General features: G+C 41.5%; 14 protein-coding genes and 1 tRNA gene. 13 read left to right on the forward strand and 2 right to left on the reverse strand.

Annotation, left to right across the window (positions count from 1 at the left end; translation table 11 throughout):
* Positions 1-4 precede the first annotated feature (4 nt).
* The 3 genes from ICV01_RS08045 to ICV01_RS08055 all read left to right on the forward strand — a co-directional run bounded on the left by ICV01_RS08045 (position 5) and on the right by ICV01_RS08055 (position 3,498).
* Entirely contained in the window at positions 5-1,495 is a 1,491-nt protein-coding gene (locus ICV01_RS08045; RefSeq protein ID WP_215287280.1) for a sensor histidine kinase, read from the forward strand.
* Positions 1,492-1,728 (forward strand): DUF4212 domain-containing protein, encoded by a 237-nt coding sequence (locus ICV01_RS08050; protein ID WP_215287281.1) that lies wholly within the window; start codon positions 1,492-1,494, stop codon positions 1,726-1,728. Before ICV01_RS08045 ends, ICV01_RS08050 begins: the two co-directional genes overlap by 4 nt.
* Positions 1,729-1,830: 102 nt before the next feature.
* Positions 1,831-3,498 (forward strand): MFS transporter, encoded by a 1,668-nt coding sequence (locus ICV01_RS08055; RefSeq protein WP_251369342.1) that lies wholly within the window; start codon positions 1,831-1,833, stop codon positions 3,496-3,498.
* A gap of 71 nt (positions 3,499-3,569) precedes the next feature.
* Here ICV01_RS08055 and ICV01_RS08060 read toward each other — a convergent pair whose 3' ends face one another.
* Both ICV01_RS08060 and ICV01_RS08065 read right to left on the reverse strand, forming a co-directional pair.
* Positions 3,570-5,675 carry a TonB-dependent siderophore receptor gene (locus ICV01_RS08060; protein ID WP_215287283.1) on the reverse strand — a complete coding sequence of 702 codons (2,106 nt, stop codon included), beginning with the start codon at positions 5,673-5,675 and terminating at the stop codon, positions 3,570-3,572.
* Positions 5,676-5,836: 161 nt separating this feature from the next.
* The gene (locus ICV01_RS08065) at positions 5,837-6,733 is read right to left on the reverse strand and encodes a helix-turn-helix transcriptional regulator (RefSeq protein ID WP_215287285.1); all 897 of its coding nucleotides are present in this window, start codon (positions 6,731-6,733) and stop codon (positions 5,837-5,839) included.
* Positions 6,734-6,983: 250 nt separating this feature from the next.
* Between ICV01_RS08065 and ICV01_RS08070 the strand changes: the two genes are divergently transcribed.
* From ICV01_RS08070 to glyS, 10 genes are all read left to right on the forward strand, one after another.
* Positions 6,984-8,891 carry an autotransporter outer membrane beta-barrel domain-containing protein gene (locus tag ICV01_RS08070; RefSeq protein ID WP_215287287.1) on the forward strand — a complete coding sequence of 636 codons (1,908 nt, stop codon included), beginning with the start codon at positions 6,984-6,986 and terminating at the stop codon, positions 8,889-8,891.
* A gap of 238 nt (positions 8,892-9,129) precedes the next feature.
* Positions 9,130-9,206 (forward strand) — tRNA-Met (locus ICV01_RS08075).
* Positions 9,207-9,255: 49 nt separating this feature from the next.
* The gene (locus ICV01_RS08080) at positions 9,256-9,690 is read left to right on the forward strand and encodes a DsrE family protein (RefSeq protein ID WP_215287289.1); all 435 of its coding nucleotides are present in this window, start codon (positions 9,256-9,258) and stop codon (positions 9,688-9,690) included.
* Positions 9,691-9,780: 90 nt separating this feature from the next.
* The gene (locus ICV01_RS08085; protein WP_215287291.1) at positions 9,781-11,049 is read left to right on the forward strand and encodes a putative Na+/H+ antiporter; all 1,269 of its coding nucleotides are present in this window, start codon (positions 9,781-9,783) and stop codon (positions 11,047-11,049) included.
* Positions 11,050-11,056: 7 nt separating this feature from the next.
* The gene (miaB, locus tag ICV01_RS08090; protein WP_215289186.1) at positions 11,057-12,400 is read left to right on the forward strand and encodes a tRNA (N6-isopentenyl adenosine(37)-C2)-methylthiotransferase MiaB; all 1,344 of its coding nucleotides are present in this window, start codon (positions 11,057-11,059) and stop codon (positions 12,398-12,400) included.
* On the forward strand, positions 12,397-12,864 hold the full coding sequence (gene ybeY, locus ICV01_RS08095; protein WP_215287299.1) for an rRNA maturation RNase YbeY: 468 nt from the start codon (positions 12,397-12,399) through the stop codon (positions 12,862-12,864). Before miaB ends, ybeY begins: the two co-directional genes overlap by 4 nt.
* Positions 12,865-12,894: 30 nt before the next feature.
* A complete protein-coding gene (locus ICV01_RS08100; protein WP_215287307.1) occupies positions 12,895-13,731 on the forward strand; it encodes an HlyC/CorC family transporter in 837 nt (278 codons plus the stop codon).
* 28 nt (positions 13,732-13,759) lie between these two features.
* On the forward strand, positions 13,760-15,169 hold the full coding sequence (gene lnt / locus ICV01_RS08105; protein WP_215287309.1) for an apolipoprotein N-acyltransferase: 1,410 nt from the start codon (positions 13,760-13,762) through the stop codon (positions 15,167-15,169).
* Positions 15,170-15,214: 45 nt separating this feature from the next.
* Positions 15,215-16,102, forward strand: a complete 888-nt coding sequence (glyQ, locus tag ICV01_RS08110; RefSeq protein WP_215287318.1) for a glycine--tRNA ligase subunit alpha — start codon at positions 15,215-15,217, stop codon at positions 16,100-16,102.
* Positions 16,099-18,234 carry a glycine--tRNA ligase subunit beta gene (glyS, locus tag ICV01_RS08115; RefSeq protein ID WP_215287320.1) on the forward strand — a complete coding sequence of 712 codons (2,136 nt, stop codon included), beginning with the start codon at positions 16,099-16,101 and terminating at the stop codon, positions 18,232-18,234. Before glyQ ends, glyS begins: the two co-directional genes overlap by 4 nt.

Here is an 18,234-nt window from a genome sequence, read left to right on the forward strand (position 1 = left end):
TAATATGGCAGACGTTAATCCAGCAGTCGATGTTGAGCTGCAACAACTTCTGCCGCCAGAGTCCTATGATGCAAGGCCTGTCAATAAAGGCCCTAGATCTCTATTTGGAGAAATCTTAGATTGGATGCTCGCGCCATTGCTATTACTGTGGCCAATGAGTATTGCGGTTACTTACCTAGTCGCACAATCTATCGCAAATGCGCCATTTGATCGCAACCTAGAAAATACCGTTCAAGCGATTGCCCAACAAATCAAAGAAGTCGATGGCAAGACGCAACTGAGCCTACCCATGTCGGCTCGTCAAATTTTGAAAGCTGATGAAAATGACTCTATTTACTTCCAAGTTATTGATCGCTTTGGCAACCTCATTGCAGGAGATAAAGATCTACCTCTTCCTCACGAAAATGATGTTTTGCAAATCGGCTTAGTTACTTTTAGAGATGCCCGAATTGGCGGCGAAGAAGTAAGAGTTGCCGCAACCTATATTGCCCCCAATAAAACCGATAGCAATAAGTTAATTCTTGTTCAGGTAGCTGAGACTTTAGAGAAAAGAGCTCAACTGGCGAATGAAATTATTAAGGGCGTCATTCTTCCTCAATTCATCATTTTGCCTATCGTGGTTGTTTTAGTTTGGTTTGGCTTAACGAGAGGCTTGGCACCTTTAAATGCTTTACAAAACAGGATTCGTAATCGCACGGTCGACGATACCAGCCCGATTGAAGAACGCGCTGCACCCCAAGAGATCATGCCGCTTATTTCTAGTTTTAATGATGTGCTGTACCAGCTTGAGGATTCCGTGCAATCACAAAAACGCTTCATTGCCGATGCTGCACATCAATTAAAAACCCCTTTGGCAGGACTAAGAATGCAGGCTGAGCTGGCGCAAAGAGAAAGTAGCCCAGCAGAATTACAAAGATCTTTAGAACAAATCGCTGACAGCTCAACGCGGGCAACACATTTAGTTCAGCAGCTCTTGTCCTTAGCCAGAATGGAAAACACTTCCAACCTAACAGAGAAAATTCTTATTAACTTATCTCAGGCAGCGGAAGACGCAACAAAAAATTGGCTAAATACTGCTTGGGAAAAAGGTGTTGATTTGGGATACGAATCCTCTACCAGCACACTCCAAATGTATGGCAACCCAGTCATGCTGAAAGAGTTATTTAATAACCTGATTGATAACGCCATTAAATACACGCCCAAAGGGGGCTACGTTACTGTAAACGTTCGGCACTCCAATCGCCCCGGCATATTAATTGTTGAGGTAAAGGACAACGGCCCAGGCATTCCACCAGAAGAAAGGCAACGTGTTTTAGAGCGCTTCTATCGAGTTTTGGGTAGTGATGTAGAAGGCAGTGGCTTAGGACTTGCGATTGTTAAAGAAATTGCTGCCCAACATGGCGGCAAATTAGAAATTCTTGAAAATGTATACCAAGAGACTCCTCTCAAATACGGCACTTGTATGAGAGTCTATTTGCCAGTAGGTAGAGCATGAAAACCTGGTCAAAAAACAAACGCTTAACGCGAATGCTACTCATCATTTGGTTTTTAACTACTTTGTTAGTAGGGGTCGCCCCGAACTTTCTTAGGTTCTCCTTTTTTGGTTGGGAATTCACTTACTGGTGGGGCGCTCAAGGAGCTCTGCTTATATACCTACTATTAATATGGGTTTATGCCTCAAAAATGCATAAATACGAAAAAAAGCCCATTAAAAACACTGATTTGTAAGTGATTTCCCTAACCCGTCAGACTTTAGTAAGTGCCAAACAGAATGATGCATTTTGAGGTTCTATACCTATAGAGTCTTTTTATCAATAAATAGGAGGAAACATGGCTAAAACTGCAGCCGCGCCGATGACCGCCGAAGAGCGCAAAGTTATTTTTGCATCATCGCTGGGAACGGTTTTTGAGTGGTACGACTTTTACCTTTATGGTTCGCTAGCTGCCATCATCGCTAAGCAATTCTTTGCTGGTCTTGATGCAGGTTCTGCGTTCATTTTTGCTTTGCTAGCTTTCGCGGCAGGCTTCATCGTACGTCCTTTCGGAGCCTTGGTGTTCGGTCGCCTTGGTGACATGATTGGTCGTAAATACACATTCTTGGTCACAATCTTGATCATGGGTGGTGCAACTTTCATCGTAGGCTTGTTACCAGGCTATGCGGTAATTGGTGCAGCAGCTCCTATTATCTTGATCATCTTGCGGATGTTGCAAGGTTTGGCTTTGGGTGGCGAATACGGTGGTGCCGCTACTTATGTAGCTGAGCATGCTCCACACGGTAAACGTGGTGCCTACACTGCTTGGATTCAAACGACTGCAACTCTTGGTTTGTTCCTTTCATTGTTAGTGATTTTGTTCACTCGTGAATTCACTGGCCCAGCATTCGAAGACTGGGGATGGCGCGTTCCATTCTTGGTATCAATCTTGCTTTTAGGTGTATCTGTATATATTCGTTTATCTATGAACGAATCTCCTGCTTTCCAAAAAATGAAGGCAGAAGGTACAACATCTAAGGCGCCATTGACAGAAGCTTTTGGTCAATGGAAGAACATGAAGATTGTTATCTTGGCTCTTTTCGGTCTAGTTGCTGGTCAAGCTGTGGTTTGGTACACAGGTCAGTTCTATGCCCTATTCTTCTTAACTCAAGTTTTGAAGGTAGACGCTAAGACTGCTAACTTATTAATCGCAGGCTCACTAGTAATTGGTACGCCATTCTTCATCGTATTTGGTGCGTTGTCTGACCGTATTGGTCGCAAACTCATCATTATGTTGGGCTTGTTGCTTGCCATCATCACTTACATTCCAAATACACCATTGTCAGTATTCAATGCGTTGACACACTATGCCAACCCAGCATTGGAAAAAGCGATGGCTGCATCTCCAGCAACGATTACTGTTGATGAAGCAGAATGTACTTTCCAATTCAACCCTACAGGTACAGCTAAGTTCACAAGTTCTTGCGATATCGCAAAACAAGTGATGGCAAGTAACTCTGCTAGCTACTCAACTGTTGGCGCAGCCGCAGGTACAGTTGCTAAGGTAAAAATTGGTGATACAGAAATTGAAGGCTACTCTTCAAAAGGTCTTCCAGCTGATGAAGCTAAAGCTAAAGATGCTGCATTCAAGAAATCTGTTCGTGATGCGTTGAATGCTGCTGGCTACCCAGCTAAGGCTGATCCAGCTCAAGTAAATATCCCTGCTGTTCTAGCATTGCTTGTTTACTTGGTGATCTTGGTAACAATGGTGTACGGTCCAATCGCTGCTTACTTGGTTGAATTGTTCCCAACACGTATTCGTTACACATCTATGTCATTGCCATACCACATTGGTAACGGCTGGTTCGGTGGCTTGCTACCAACTATTTCGTTCGCTCTTGTGGCGCAAAACGGTAACATCTACTACGGTCTCTGGTATCCAATCATCATCGCCGCGATGACATTGGTTATCGGTACATTGTTCATGCGTGAAACAAAAGACGTAGACATCTATGCTGGTGACTAAATACTAGTCAGTAGTTAGAAAAAGTAAAACGGCAGCCCAAAAGGCTGCCGTTTTTTATTGCTCAAAATTTATTAAAACTTGCTATCCAGTCCAACCATAACCATCCTGCCAACTCCGGGGAAAATTCCTTCAGGCGCCCTAGATGAAATATATTTTTTATCAAATAAATTTTTAACTGACACAAAAATTTTTGTCTTTTTATCAATCTTGATATCGCCATTTAGCTGATAAACGGTATATCCAGGCAGAACACCCGATCTACCATTAGAGCTTGGCTCAACTGTATTTTCCAAGTTGCTAAATTGTTCTGAAATATAGGCCATGCCAATGCCACTAGACCAACGATTGGTGTCGTAATTTAAGCTAGCGTTAAGCGTGTGCTTGGGAGCATAGGTTAATCGATTCCCATCTCTATTCTTCCCAGAAATCATTCTTGTGCTATCTAATTTGGCGACAGGCAACCATGTGTAGGCTCCGGACAATTTCCAATGGTTGTCAGGCCTCCAACTACCAGCAAATTCAACCCCTTGATTTAAAGTCTTGCCAGCATTAGTTAACTGAGTCCCAGAACCACCCGAGGCTGACTTGGAAACAATCTGATTATCAAAGTCTAATCTGAATACCGTGAACTCATAATCTCCATGCGACCATTTTCCCCGTAGCCCTAACTCAAAATTAGTACTTCGTTCAGCGTGTAAATCTTCGGGAACCCCCGTTGAAGAAATCGCATCCGCCACAGTTGGTGGCGCAAAACCTTTATGAACACCAGCAAACATTACCGAATCTTTTGCCATGTCATAAGTGACACCCACACCTGGAACAAACTCCGTATTTGAGCTAGCGCCAGACTTTTGTGTCATCTGATTAACTCGATCTTGTTTATAACGCTCGACCCTAAGGCCTGGCGTAACAGTTAATTCATTATTTAGCTGTGCTCTATTTTCAAGATATAAAGCAATTGCTTTTGCTTTACGCATATCTCGCTCTCGATAACCTCCAACATAGTCACCAGATGTATAGGCAGCATCAACCTCATAAGTGCTTAGGCCAATGGCTCTAGCCCTACGATTATTCATTTGTTCTTCATGTGCTCGAATCCCAACATGAATTTCTTGATCGAGATCTGCTAATTTATATTTTTTAGTTAATCTACTATCAAGACCTAGAACATCAAACTTCCTCAACCGCCCATCCACAGTTGAACCCATTGTTGTTACAACTGGGTCACTTCCTTGAGTATGTGATTGCCGCCACCAATTTCTATTGGCTGTATTCCAATACAGTAAATTTTTCCAAGTAGCTTCATTGCCTAAATCACTAACCGCAGTCAGATCAAGACTTTCTCTACTAAGAAACATTTGATCATTGATAGCTTTATTCTGCTTGTAATTAGTTTGATACTCGTACTCCGTTAGACCTAGGTAGGTATGTTTTGAGGATTGATCATAATTGGTGTACTTAAGACCCAGATAATGATTAGAACCAATTTGCGTCCCCGCTTTTATTACGACATCAGTTAAGTTAAATGGTGTCTGACGCCAACCATCACCATCTTTTTTCAGCATAGAAATGCTTGCATGATGGCCGTCCCAGCGAGTCCCGTATTCAGCTAATATATTTTTACTAGATTGAGTTCCAGCAGATAACTTCACTCTTGGTCCATTTAATTTAGATGGGTCTCGGGTAATGTAATTAACCACACCACCAATAGTCGATGGCCCATATGCCAAAGAACCGCTGCCTTTTAAAACTTCAATTTTCTCCATGCGCTCAACGGGTGGACTGTAATAACTAGATGGATCTGTATAAGGACCTAACGCAATAGGAGCGCCATCTTCTAAGAGCAATATTTTTTTACTCATGGTCGAACCAATACCGCGTATACCAATACGTGGATAAAAACCATATCCATCTGTTTCAACAACATTCACACCGGGCACTTTCTTTAATGCATCTTGTGCTGAAACTGGTTGATTACTTTGAAGTTCACGTTCTGTAACTACAGATAATGAGCCGGGGATATTTTTATACTCTGACTCAGAACCCAGAATTTGAATAGCTGGCAATTGAGTTTCTTCTTTAGCCATTGCAAGATGACTAGTCGACGGAAACAGAATTGCTGCTAGGATCGTTGATACGGGTATAGAGATACCGCTAGATTTATTTTTAATTCGCATGTAGCCACCTTTATTGAAAGTTGGCTGGCTACAAATTAGAGAACTAGACTCTCTACGGCTGGCTATTTTTTAGTTATATAAAATATAACCTTATCACAAATAATAACCATTCTTATTACTAAGATATGCGCTGATATAAAAATGAGCAACGCCCATCACCATCAATATTTCTTCCTTAAACTTCCAGGGGAATATCCAAATTTCTTGCGAAATGCTGCACTAAAGTGATTAACGTGTGCATAGCCTAATTTCTCAGCCAACTGCTTCAGGGGCACTAAAGAATTGATGATTGCTTCGTGTGCGGCATTAAGTCTGTGATTGAAAATAAAGTTATAAATAGACTCACCATACTCTTGCTCAAATTCCTCATTCAAAACTCTGGCAGACTTCCCAAATTGAGCAGCAAGAGAATTAATTGTTGGAAGTTTTCCTTCGAGGGTAATCAGATACTGGTGAACTTGCTGAGCCCTTTTATTTTTTTGCTTACTAGTTGGTATCTTTTTATCCTGATCTTCGCAAATAAATTTAGTTAATTCTGAAAGGTAATCTAGCACCCTAGCTTGAGCTAAAACTTTTTTAAGCGTAGGAGAGTATTGGGATTTCAAACAATTTTGCAGTGGGCTGTTTACATAACTAGGGATTGGCCTAACGACAACTTTAGGCATTGGATTTAACCCAAGATTTCTAATTAACTGATTGGCTAAGACTTCTCCTATCAATGCCGATAAAGATGCTTTTCCAATCATGACCGAAATCATTTCAATTTCACTAGATGTGTCTATGATTGGCGTAACTGAAACCTCATTACAGAATCGAAATAAATCTACGCCATCACCATAAATTAAATCATTTGAGGCAAGTTGATCTCGATGAATTACACGCCCCTTCAAGAGGGTTTGAATCATTAATGTCGGCTCAGCAAATTGTCCAGAAACTTTTGCTAGTGGTATTAACTGCCCACTAATTTCTTTTGGAAATTTGTAGTTAGAACGATAAATCGCAATTCCATTTGTTAAAAACCAACCTTCATAACCGCCTTCACCAATTGCTTCAGGCATAGGGGTTTTTGTCCAAGGTATATCTTGGCTATCAAATAGTTCCTCTGATGTTTCAGCTGCCTCTAATAACCAATTGAAATTAACTGTATGTTTAGATCTATGCATTCGAAAATTTTTACATACAAGATGGTTATATAAAACATCAAAAACAATATTTCATATAAATAGGTTAACTATTCATATAAATACCAAAACCACTTACTTATAAATTTCACTAGAGTTAACCCTAATATCTATAAGGGTTATATAAATGAAATTTAAATTATCTGCCATTCCATTTTTCACCTCGCTTTGTTTTGCGGGAAACGTATTCGCTATTGATACAACTATTTCTACAAATACAACAAATACATATTCTCTGAGTGCCAGTGAAAATTTAATGATTGACGCGAACCTCTCCGCAAGTGGCCCATCAAATTGGATGTATTGGAGAAATAATTATGGTCTTGAAGTATTAGGCGTGGCCGGCGGAAACGTAACAATTAATACATCAAAATATGTGGAAGGCCCGTGGGCAGGCATTCGACTAACTGGTTACACTTCTGACACCAGTATTGATACATTAACTAATGGTGGATTTATTGGAGCCAGTCAATATTTAGGTCAAACAGGCACAGGTATTTGGTTGTATGGTAACGGCACACTAACAGACTCAATTACTCGCATCAATACACTTATTAATACAGGAAGTATTCAAGTTAATAACGGACAAGGTAGCACTAATGCTGCCATACAACTAGATCTTTTTTCATCAATTGGCACTATCGAAAATAGAAGCGGGGGCATTATTGATGGTACTGGTGGACCAGCTGCTATTTGGATGTCTGGGGGCAACTCATCGGTCACCACAATTACAAACTACGGAACTATCAGTGGGGGTAGTAATTACGCCATTTACAATCAAAATGGTTCGATTGGCGAGCTCAATAACCTCCAGGGCTCCGGGTCTCCTTTAACTTATAAAGGTATTTTGCCTACTAATTACAACATTATTGTTAATAGCCCAACTCAATTCGGGCGCTTAGCTGGATACTCAGTTACTGGGCAAACTACATTTGGAATTTATTCTGGTTCTACTCTTGCTGTAGGTACATATTCTTCAGTTTTAACTGGTATTAGTGCTTCGAATTTAACAGGGCCTTATACCAACCAAATATTTGGCGCATATAAGTGGTCTTTAGTAAATACTTCCGGAACAACTTGGGAGTTAGACGTGATGCTTGCCGGCCCAACAGCAGCGGATACTCAATCATCTCTTGAGTTATCAGCTAATGCATTAAAGAGTATTTACGCCCTTCAAACATCTACGCTAACAGCAGGGTTAAGTTATGACTGTTCTATCTTTGATAAAAATGGTATTTGCGTCAGTGTTGGTGGCCGCTACAACCGTGTGAATACTGGTGAAACAAAAGCCGCGAATGGATTAGTAATCGGTGCTTATAAAGTACATCCTAATGTTCGTCTTGGTGCTTGGGTAGATCAAAACTTATCCGTTAACACAGGTACAGGCGTTAACTTAAGTAATAGCAAGCCAATGTTTGGTGTATTTGGTGTTTGGAATGCTGATAAATCAGGCAATGGTTTAGAGCTTAAGGTGGCAGCAGGTTATGGCGATAAAGACTTAACAGTTACTCGTGAAACTGTTGGTTCTAGTGGCGAAGCTGGTACAGGTAAAACTCGTCTAAATACTCAAGGTGTTAGCGCTGTTGTTAGTTATAACGCACCCGTGATAGTGAATTGGGTCGCTAGCCCATATTTAGGTGCTCGTTATACAAAAGTAAGAGCAGGTGGCTATACAGAATCTGATGCTGTTACAACCCCTTTAACTTATAGCGAGTTAAAGCAAGAAGCAGCAACAGCTTTAGCGGGTATTAATTTATCAGGTCGATTAATGTCTAACTTTGGTGTATTGGCCGGTCTTGGTGCTGAACTAGATACAACGAATCGTGGTAACAACTATTCAGCAACAGGTGTTACTGGTTTAACAGATATCGCCTTTAACCCAAACATTAAGAGATTACGTGGCTCAGCTAATGTTGGTGCGTATCTTGATATTGATAAAACACAGCGAGTTAGTCTAAATGCTGTTTATAGAGAAGAAGCCTTCCAAAGAACTAATACGCTATCAACAATGGCTACTTATACAGCCGGTTTTTAAATATTCCTTAGCAATACTTACAAGCCACCTTCGGGTGGCTTTTTTATCCACTGTCGTGTTAAACACGACACCACTACCCCATCCAAAACACCATTTCCCCACTCTATCCAACAGGGTTAGACACCCACTCGCAGGATTGGGCACCGTAACCTTTTTACCGGCAAAACAAGATGGGTAGAGTTAGGCATAGTTCCGAACATTTAAAAAACGCCACTCCTATGCTAAAATATCGGTCTTTGGCGAATTAGCTCAGCCGGTTAGAGCGACGGAATCATAATCCGCAGGTCCGGGGTTCGAATCCCTGATTCGCCACCAAATACTGACGGCTCACCTATGTGAGCCGTTTTCATTTAGACTATCTTTTATGAATAACTGGTTAAAACGAACTCTCGTCGGTTTAGGTTTAGGCTTAAGCCTATTTTTTACTGGACCTGCTCAGGCTGAACCGGTAAAAGTGGTTTACCACCTAAGTGAAGGCATTCAACAAGCCAGTCGAGCCATTGGCAATATTCGCAACCACCTCAATGCAGATCCAACTGCAAAAATAGTGGTTGTGACACATGGCGCCGGAATCGACTTTCTTTTAGAAGGCGCTGAAAACATGTCTGGCGTTAAGTTTGCCGGCCCCATTGGTGAGCTAGCTAGCCGAGGTGTTGAATTTAGAGCTTGTAATAACACCTTAGAAGCCCGCAAAATACCCAAAGAACAAGTTGTTCTAGAGGCAAAAATCGTACCGTCCGGCGTTGCCGAAGTAGCAAACCTTCAGTTCAAGCAAAAATATGCGTATTTAAGACCTTAATACGATAAATCCCCGCAAAAACCGCCTTATTTAGGCGGTTTTGCTTTTTTAGCCACGTAAAATATAACTAATCTACAAAATTAACCATTTATGTCAGCAACTCATATAGAACTACTTGCCACTTCTTTATTTTGTGTCGCAATCTTGCACACATTTTCGGCATCTTTTTTTGAGCATTTAGCGCATAAATATCCTAATCATGCAGGTCTTTGGCATTTGATTGGAGAGGTTGAAACTGTTTTTGGTTTTTGGGCACTGATTCTTATTATTGGCATGGCCTTTCTTTATGGAAACCATGGTCCAGCCATCGAGTATTTGGAAAGTCGCAATTACACCGAGCCTTTATTTGTATTTGCCATCATGGTGGTCTCCGCCAGTAAACCCATTTTATTTTTAGCGTCTACCTTTGTTAAATACACTAGCCTAGGTTTAAGCAAAGTCACCAAACTAAATACACAAACCAGTAATTACTTCATTACATTGTGCCTAGTTCCTTTATTAGGCTCTTTTATTACTGAACCAGCAGCCATGACTTTAGCGGCACTACTTCTAAAAAAAGAAGTGTTTAGCCAGAGCAAGAATGCCAAATTGCTTTACCTCACCATCGGCGCTTTATTTGTAAATATCTCTGTAGGTGGCGCCCTAACAAACTTTGCTGCACCTCCCATTCTGATGGTTGCTGGCACGTGGGGTTGGAGCACTAGCTTTGTATTTCAAACATTTGGCATAAAAACAATTAGTGTTGTATTTTTTAATGCATTACTAGTAACAACACTTTGCTATAAATCACTGCCAACCATCAACACATCATCACCGAAACAAGATGTGATTCCACTAAACGTTAGCTTGGTTCATTTAGCCTTTCTGGTTGGCATCGTCATATTTGCTCATCACCCCGTAGTATTTATGGGGCTATTACTCTTCTTTATGGGCTATACGCACGCATATCCTAAACACCAAAATCCATTACTACTCAAAGAAGCTTTACTAGTAGCATTTTTCTTAGCAGGATTAGTCGTGCTTGGTGGCTTACAACAATGGTGGCTACAACCTCTTCTTGAAAAACTCAACAGTGCGTTAGTGTTCTTCGGAGCAGTTGGCCTAACAGCCATTACTGACAATGCGGCCCTAACTTACCTAGGGTCGATGGTGCAAGGAACAAGCCCAGAGTTCAAATACTCCCTAGTTGCTGGCGCCATTACTGGCGGCGGCCTTACCGTCATTGCTAACGCACCCAATCCAGCAGGGCTATCAATTTTGAGAGAACACTTCCCCGAGCAAAGCATATCCGCTTTGAATTTATTTCTTGCAGCATTACCATCAACAATCATTGCCATGATTGCCTTTCAATTATTCTAAGTAAGCAATAATGAAAAAAGTTTATATCCGCACCTTCGGCTGTCAAATGAATGAATACGATTCAGACAAAATGGCCGACGTATTAAATGCAAAAGAAGGTCTTATCCAAACAGATACACCAGAAGATGCTGATGTGATTCTTCTAAATACTTGCTCTGTTCGGGAAAAAGCCCAGGAGAAAGTGTTTTCGGATTTAGGTCGTTTACGCGAATTAAAAGCAAATAAACCCGACCTACTAATTGGTGTTGGCGGTTGCGTTGCTAGCCAAGAGGGCAAGCACATTGTCACAAGAGCACCCTATGTCGATATTGTTTTTGGGCCACAAACGCTGCACCGTTTACCGGAACTTATTAATGCCCGTAAGAAGACTGGCATCTCACAAGTAGATATTAGCTTTCCTGAAATAGAAAAATTCGACAACCTACCTCCCGCTCGGGTGGAAGGTGGCTCTGCCTATGTGTCCATTATGGAAGGCTGCTCAAAGTATTGCAGCTATTGCGTTGTGCCCTATACGCGTGGCGAAGAAGTATCTCGCCCATTCGAAGATGTTTTAACTGAGATTGCTGGCCTTGCGCAACAGGGCGTACAAGAAATTCATCTACTAGGTCAAAACGTCAACGCCTATAGAGGAACTATGCAAGGCACAGATGAGATCGCCGACTTTGCATTACTTTTAGAATATGTGGCAGAAGTTCCAGGTATTGAACGCATTAGATTTACAACCAGCCACCCGAAAGAATTTACGCAACGTTTAATCGATGCGTACAAAAAAATACCTAAGCTGGTTAACCATTTACATCTGCCCGTTCAACATGGCTCAGACAGAATTCTTGCCAGTATGAAGCGTGGTTATACAGTTTTAGAGTACAAGAGCGTTATTAAAAAACTAAAAGCAATTAGACCTAATTTGGTCATCTCTAGCGACTTCATTGTGGGCTTTCCAGGAGAAACTGATGAAGACTTTAATCAATTGATGAAATTGGTCGAAGATATCAAATTTGATAATAGCTACTGCTTCATCTATAGCGAACGTCCAGGCACACCTGCTGCCAACTTAAAAGATGACACTCCTAAAGAAGTTAAAAATGCCCGCCTAAAACAACTCGTCGCAAAAATTGATGAGCATGTATGGGAAATCAATCAAACCATGGTTGGCAATACTGAAAAGGTCATGATGGAAAGTATGGCTAGAGATGGCTTACATCTTCAAGGCAGAACAGAGAATGGTCGAGTGGTATTAATTGATGTCAATACAGATCAAGCCAAACGTTTATTAGGTAAATTAATCACTGTAAAAATTACAGAAGCCATGCCACACTCTCTGCGTGGCGAACTTCTTATAAAAGAATGAAGAAAAAAACACATCAATTAACGTTAGATATGCAATTCGCCAGTGAAGCACTAGCGGAGAAGTGGGGTCTTCAGATTACCAAACCCAAGCTAAAGAAATGGGTTCAAGCAGCTTTATTAGAAGATGCCACCATCACCATTCGTTTTGTTGGTAGAGCAGAGGGCAGAAAATTAAATGCCGCTTATCGCCAGAAAGATTACGCCACGAATGTTTTAACGTTTCCATATGAAGAACAACCTGGCATTGACCACTTGTACGCAGACATTGTCATCTGCCCTCCCGTAGTCGAAAAGGAAGCTAAAGAACAAAAAAAGGCTTTTTTACAACACTTAGCCCACTTAACGATTCATGGGACTTTACATGCGCAAGGCTTTGATCACGAGGATGAAGTAGAAGCCCTGGCGATGGAAGAATTGGAAATTGCTATCTTGAAAAAAATAAAGCAACCCAATCCGTATGAATAAATTCATCTAAATGCGTTATCCTTAGAAATTATGTCATCCGAACCCGAACGAAGTCTTTTAGATCGCTTAAGCGATTTACTTTCCCCAACACCAGCGACGCCATCAGAACGCCGCACCGAGTTATTGGAAACTCTACGGGAGGGTCAGCGAGAAGGTTTAATTGATGCAGATGCCTTAGCCATGATCGAAGGCGTTTTTCAAGTAAGCGAACTTGCCGCCAGAGATATTCTCGTACCTAGATCTCAAATTGATTGGATTGACATTAATGCCTCGCTGACGGAGACGATTGCACAAGTCATCCAAGCAGCTCACTCACGTTTTCCTGTTTACGAAGATAACCGCGACAATGTAATTGGCATCTTATTAGCTAAAGATTTATTACGCCACGCTCAAGAAGATGACTTCCAAATAAGGGATTGGCTGCGCCCAGCTGTCTTTATTCCAGAATCAAAACGCTTAAGTGTTTTATTAAAAGACTTTAGGGAGCACCGCAATCACCTTGCCATCGTTGTCGATGAATATGGTGGTGTTGCAGGATTAGTAACCATTGAGGATGTTTTAGAACAAATTGTGGGCGATATTGAGGATGAGCATGACACCGATGATGTGGAAGACAACATTATCGAAGCCGAAACAGGCAAATATCGTATTCGAGGCATTACAGAACTAGAGCAAGTCAATAAAGTACTAGGAACCAACTTTTCTGATGAAGACAATGACACCTTAGCTGGTTTCGTTCTCAAACATTTTGGCAGAGTCCCTCACAAAGGCGAATCTTTAGATATCGACAATATTCATTTTGAAGTTCAAAGAGCTGACGCTAGCCAAATTCATGTTCTTTTAGCGACGCTCATCAGAATTGATTAAAGCTTTTTATTTTTTCGCATTAGGCTGTATGGGTGCTTGGCTTACCGAGCTACCTTTAGGGGGTTGGTGGTTAATCCTAGACTTGGCCTTATTTATTCACGCAGCACTCATTAGTCAACAGCCATTTCGCCATTCATGGTTGTTCGGGCTTGGCTACTTTACCAACGCGCTATGGTGGCTCTATATCAGCCTTCACGATATAGGAGGCATGTTCGCACCACTTGCCATATTTGGCGTCTTAGCTCTATCTGCTTATTTGGCTATATTTTTAGCAGCAGGCATAAGCATAACGCGTCAATTTAGAAAACCTTGTCTTCAAGTGTGGGCACTTGGCGCAACGTGGACTATTGGAGAATGGCTAAGAGGTTATCTGCTAACAGGATTTCCTTGGGCAGGTATTGCTGAATCCCAAATTAATGGGCCCTTTTATTCGCTAGCACCGCTAGCAGGCGGATTAGCCTCGTGCTTTGCCACGGTTTTATTGGCAGGATTTATAAGTCAGATAAAAATCTCTTGGTTCAAAAAAATAATTGTTATCAGCGCAAGTCTAGCCACAGCTCATGCCTTAAGCTTCCTAAGCTTCACCACCCCAATTGGCAGCCCGATACAAATTGAACTAGTTCAAGGTAATTTCGCTCAAAGTTTGAAATTTGACCCGGACTATATTCAAGATCAAATTAATTTTTATCAAAAAGCCATTACACAAAGCCAAGCTGATCTTGTGGTGACACCAGAGACCGCTTTCCCTGTTCGCGAAAACTTAATTGATAAAAATTATCTAAAAGATTTGGGGCATAACAAATACATCTTGACAGGAGTTGTGGGAGAACCAGGCAATGGCCGATATGCTAATTCTGCGCTTGGCTTTGGTCCAGAGTTAGGCTACTACAGATACGACAAAACACACTTAGTGCCTTTTGGTGAATTTATTCCATTAGGGTTTCAGTGGTTCATCGACGCCATGAGAGTGCCTTTAGGAAATTTTTATAGAGGCGCCTCTAACCAAAGTCCTTTCGTGATCAAACAAACAAATACGGCTATCAATACCGGCATCATGATTTGCTATGAAGACGTATTTGGCGGCGAATTAGCAAAACGTCAAAACGAAACCTCCCATCAGTTATGGATCAACCTAACCAATTTAGCTTGGTTTGGAGATAGCCAAGCGTCCAAGCAACAACTACGCTTAGCTCAACTTAGATCGATTGAAACAGGAATTCCCACTATTCGAGCCACCAATACAGGCATTAGCGCTGTAATTAATGAACGAGGCCAGGTTACAGCTCAATTGCCTGAATTTACTCGAACAAGCCTAAAAACAACCGTTCAGGCTTTCGAAGGAAAAACACCATTCGTGAAATGGCAAAACACGCCCATTTTGGTGTTTTGCTTAGGACTGCTGTTATGGGCTTGGTATTCCAATAAAAAGTCCGACTAGTTGCCTCAAGAAAGGTAAAATCAGTAGGTTCAGGAAACCTATCATATGCTTACCTTTCAGCAAGTCATTCTTACACTACAAAATTATTGGGACCAACAAGGTTGCGCCCTTTTACAACCAGTTGACCTAGAAGTCGGAGCTGGGACATCCCACACCGCTACTTTTTTGAGATCGCTAGGGCCAGAGCCTTGGAAGGCCGCATATGTACAGCCATCCCGTAGGCCTAAAGATGGTCGCTATGGCGAGAATCCAAATAGACTTCAACATTACTACCAATACCAGGTAGTACTAAAGCCGGCCCCGGAAAATATCTTAGATCTCTACCTCGGCAGCTTAGAGGCGCTTGGTCTAGATTTAAAACAAAACGATATTCGTTTTGTTGAAGATGACTGGGAAAATCCAACTCTAGGCGCATGGGGTCTTGGTTGGGAAGTTTGGTTAAACGGCATGGAAGTAACTCAATTCACTTACTTTCAACAAGTAGGCGGCATTGATTGCAAACCAATCTTAGGTGAAATCACTTATGGCTTAGAACGTTTAGCGATGTATCTGCAAAAAGTAGAGAATGTTTACGACTTAGTTTGGACAGATGGCGTTAGTTACGGCGACGTCTATCACCAAAATGAAGTTGAGCAATCAACTTATAACTTTGAATACTCCAATGCGGATTTGCTATTCCAACAATTTGGCAACTATGAAAATGAAGCCAAACGTTTGATGGAGATTCCTCTAGCCCTACCTGCTTATGAAATGGTTTTAAAAGCTGCGCATACGTTTAATTTACTAGATGCTAGAGGTGCCATCTCTGTTACTGAAAGAGCGGCTTATATCGCACGCATTCGCAACCTATCTAGAAGTGTTGCGCAGGCTTATTACGATTCAAGAGAAAAATTAGGCTTTCCTATGTGTAACAAACAAGGAGGTGTCAAATGAGTCAGGCATCCCTACTACTAGAACTTTTCACAGAAGAACTACCTCCTAAAGCCTTAAAACGTTTAGGCCAAAGTTTTTCTGAGGGTATTACGCAATATTTAAAATCAGCGGGTCTTTTGGCGGATGCTAGCATTAGCACAAGCTATGCAACCCCACGTAGGCTAGCGGTTCACATCACCAACGTATTAGCTAAAGCACCGAACCGCTCTGTTCAAGAAAAATTATTACCTGTATCTATTGCATTAGATGCCAATGGTCAGGCTACCGCCCCTTTATTAAAAAAATTAGCTAGCTTAGGGTTTCCTGATACTCGTATTGAAGATCTTGAGCGCCAAGGAAAAGACAAGGCTGAAGCTTTTTACTTAACCGTTGAAGTCACTGGTGTTGATTTGGCGAATGGTCTGCAACAAGCCATAGATCAAACATTAACTAAATTACCGATACCTAAAGTGATGCGCTATCAAGTAGCGCCTGGCACTCCTGCAGCACAAGATGTTGAATTTGTCAGACCGGCCCATGGCTTGGTTGCCTTACATGGTGACAAAGCTATTTCAATTAAAACTCTTGGGTTAAGCTCTCAAGACACAACCCTAGGGCACCGCTTCTTATCTCATGGCGCCATCAAAATAACTCATGCTGATAACTATGCAGCCCAATTAGAAAGCTCGGGGAAAGTTATTGCCAGCTTTGATGTTCGCCTAGAAAAAATTCGCCAATCATTACAAAATGCAGCAAAAGGTAAAACAGTCTTAATGCCGGAGGCATTACTAGAAGAGGTTTGCGCACTCGTTGAATGGCCCGTTGTTTATACCTGTGAATTTGAAAAAGAATTCTTAGGCGTCCCCCAAGAATGTCTCATCCTAACGATGCAAACAAATCAAAAATACTTTGCATTAACAGATGCTGATGGAAAGCTAATCAATCAATTTTTAATTGTTTCCAATCTTGAAACATCAACACCAGAAGCAATCATCTCAGGCAATGAACGCGTTGTAAGACCTCGACTTGCTGACGCTAAATTTTTCTATGAGCAAGACAAGAAAAAATCTTTAGCGGATAGAACCAACTTATTATCCAAAGTGGTTTATCACAATAAATTAGGCTCTCAATTAGAAAGAACTACTCGCGTTCAAAAAATTGGCGCCCTCATTAGTCAATCACTTCAGGCTAATGGTTCAAAAATTGATACCTCACTAGTAGAGCAAGCTGCAAAAATTGCTAAAGCTGACTTATTAACCGATATGGTTGGCGAGTTCCCTGAACTACAAGGCATCATGGGGCGTTACTATGCACTCAACGATGGTGAACATCCTGATGTTGCCGCAGCCTGCATGGAACACTATGCGCCACGCTTCTCAGGCGATGCCCTGCCAAAGACAGAGATTGGCACCGTGCTCGCTCTAGCGGATAAATTAGAAACGCTGATTGGTATTTGGGGTATTGGTCTTGCGCCAACAGGTGAAAAAGATCCATTTGCCTTACGACGCCATGCATTAGGTATCTGTCGAATTTTGGTTGAAAAGAAAATTAAACTAAGCGTGGTTGATTTAATCAACCAAACACTTAAGCAATTCCCTCAAGCAGAAGTTGCCGAAAACGCAAAAGTTGATGTTATTCACAACTTCATCCTAGATCGTTTAAGAGCTTATCTAAAAGATCAAATGATGGATGGTAAAAATTTCTCAACGAATGAAGTTGAATCCGTTGTCAGCCAAGCCCCAGTTCTTTTTGATGACATCTTGGAGCGTTTAGCGGCTGTTAGACAGTTTAGCCAACTTGAAGAGGCTACCGCCTTAGCGGCAGCCAATAAACGTATTGGCAACATCTTGAAAAAAGTAGATTTTGCGATCCCGAAGAAAGTGAACCCATCATTATTCAAACTTGATGCGGAAAAAGCTTTAGCCCAAGCGCTTGATGAAGTGATGCCTAAAGTGCAGTCGGCTTTCAAAGCAGGCAATTTCACATTAGCACTTCAATCTTTTGCGTCATTACGCCACCAAGTTGACGGCTTCTTTAATGACGTCATGGTCATGGATCCAGATACGGCACTCAGAGATAACCGTCTAGCATTACTTTCTGAAATGCATCAAGCCATGAATCGCGTGGCAGACATTGGTAAATTAGCTGCTTAA

The sequence above is a fragment of the Polynucleobacter sp. MWH-Spelu-300-X4 genome (assembly GCF_018687515.1).
GTDB lineage: Bacteria > Pseudomonadota > Gammaproteobacteria > Burkholderiales > Burkholderiaceae > Polynucleobacter.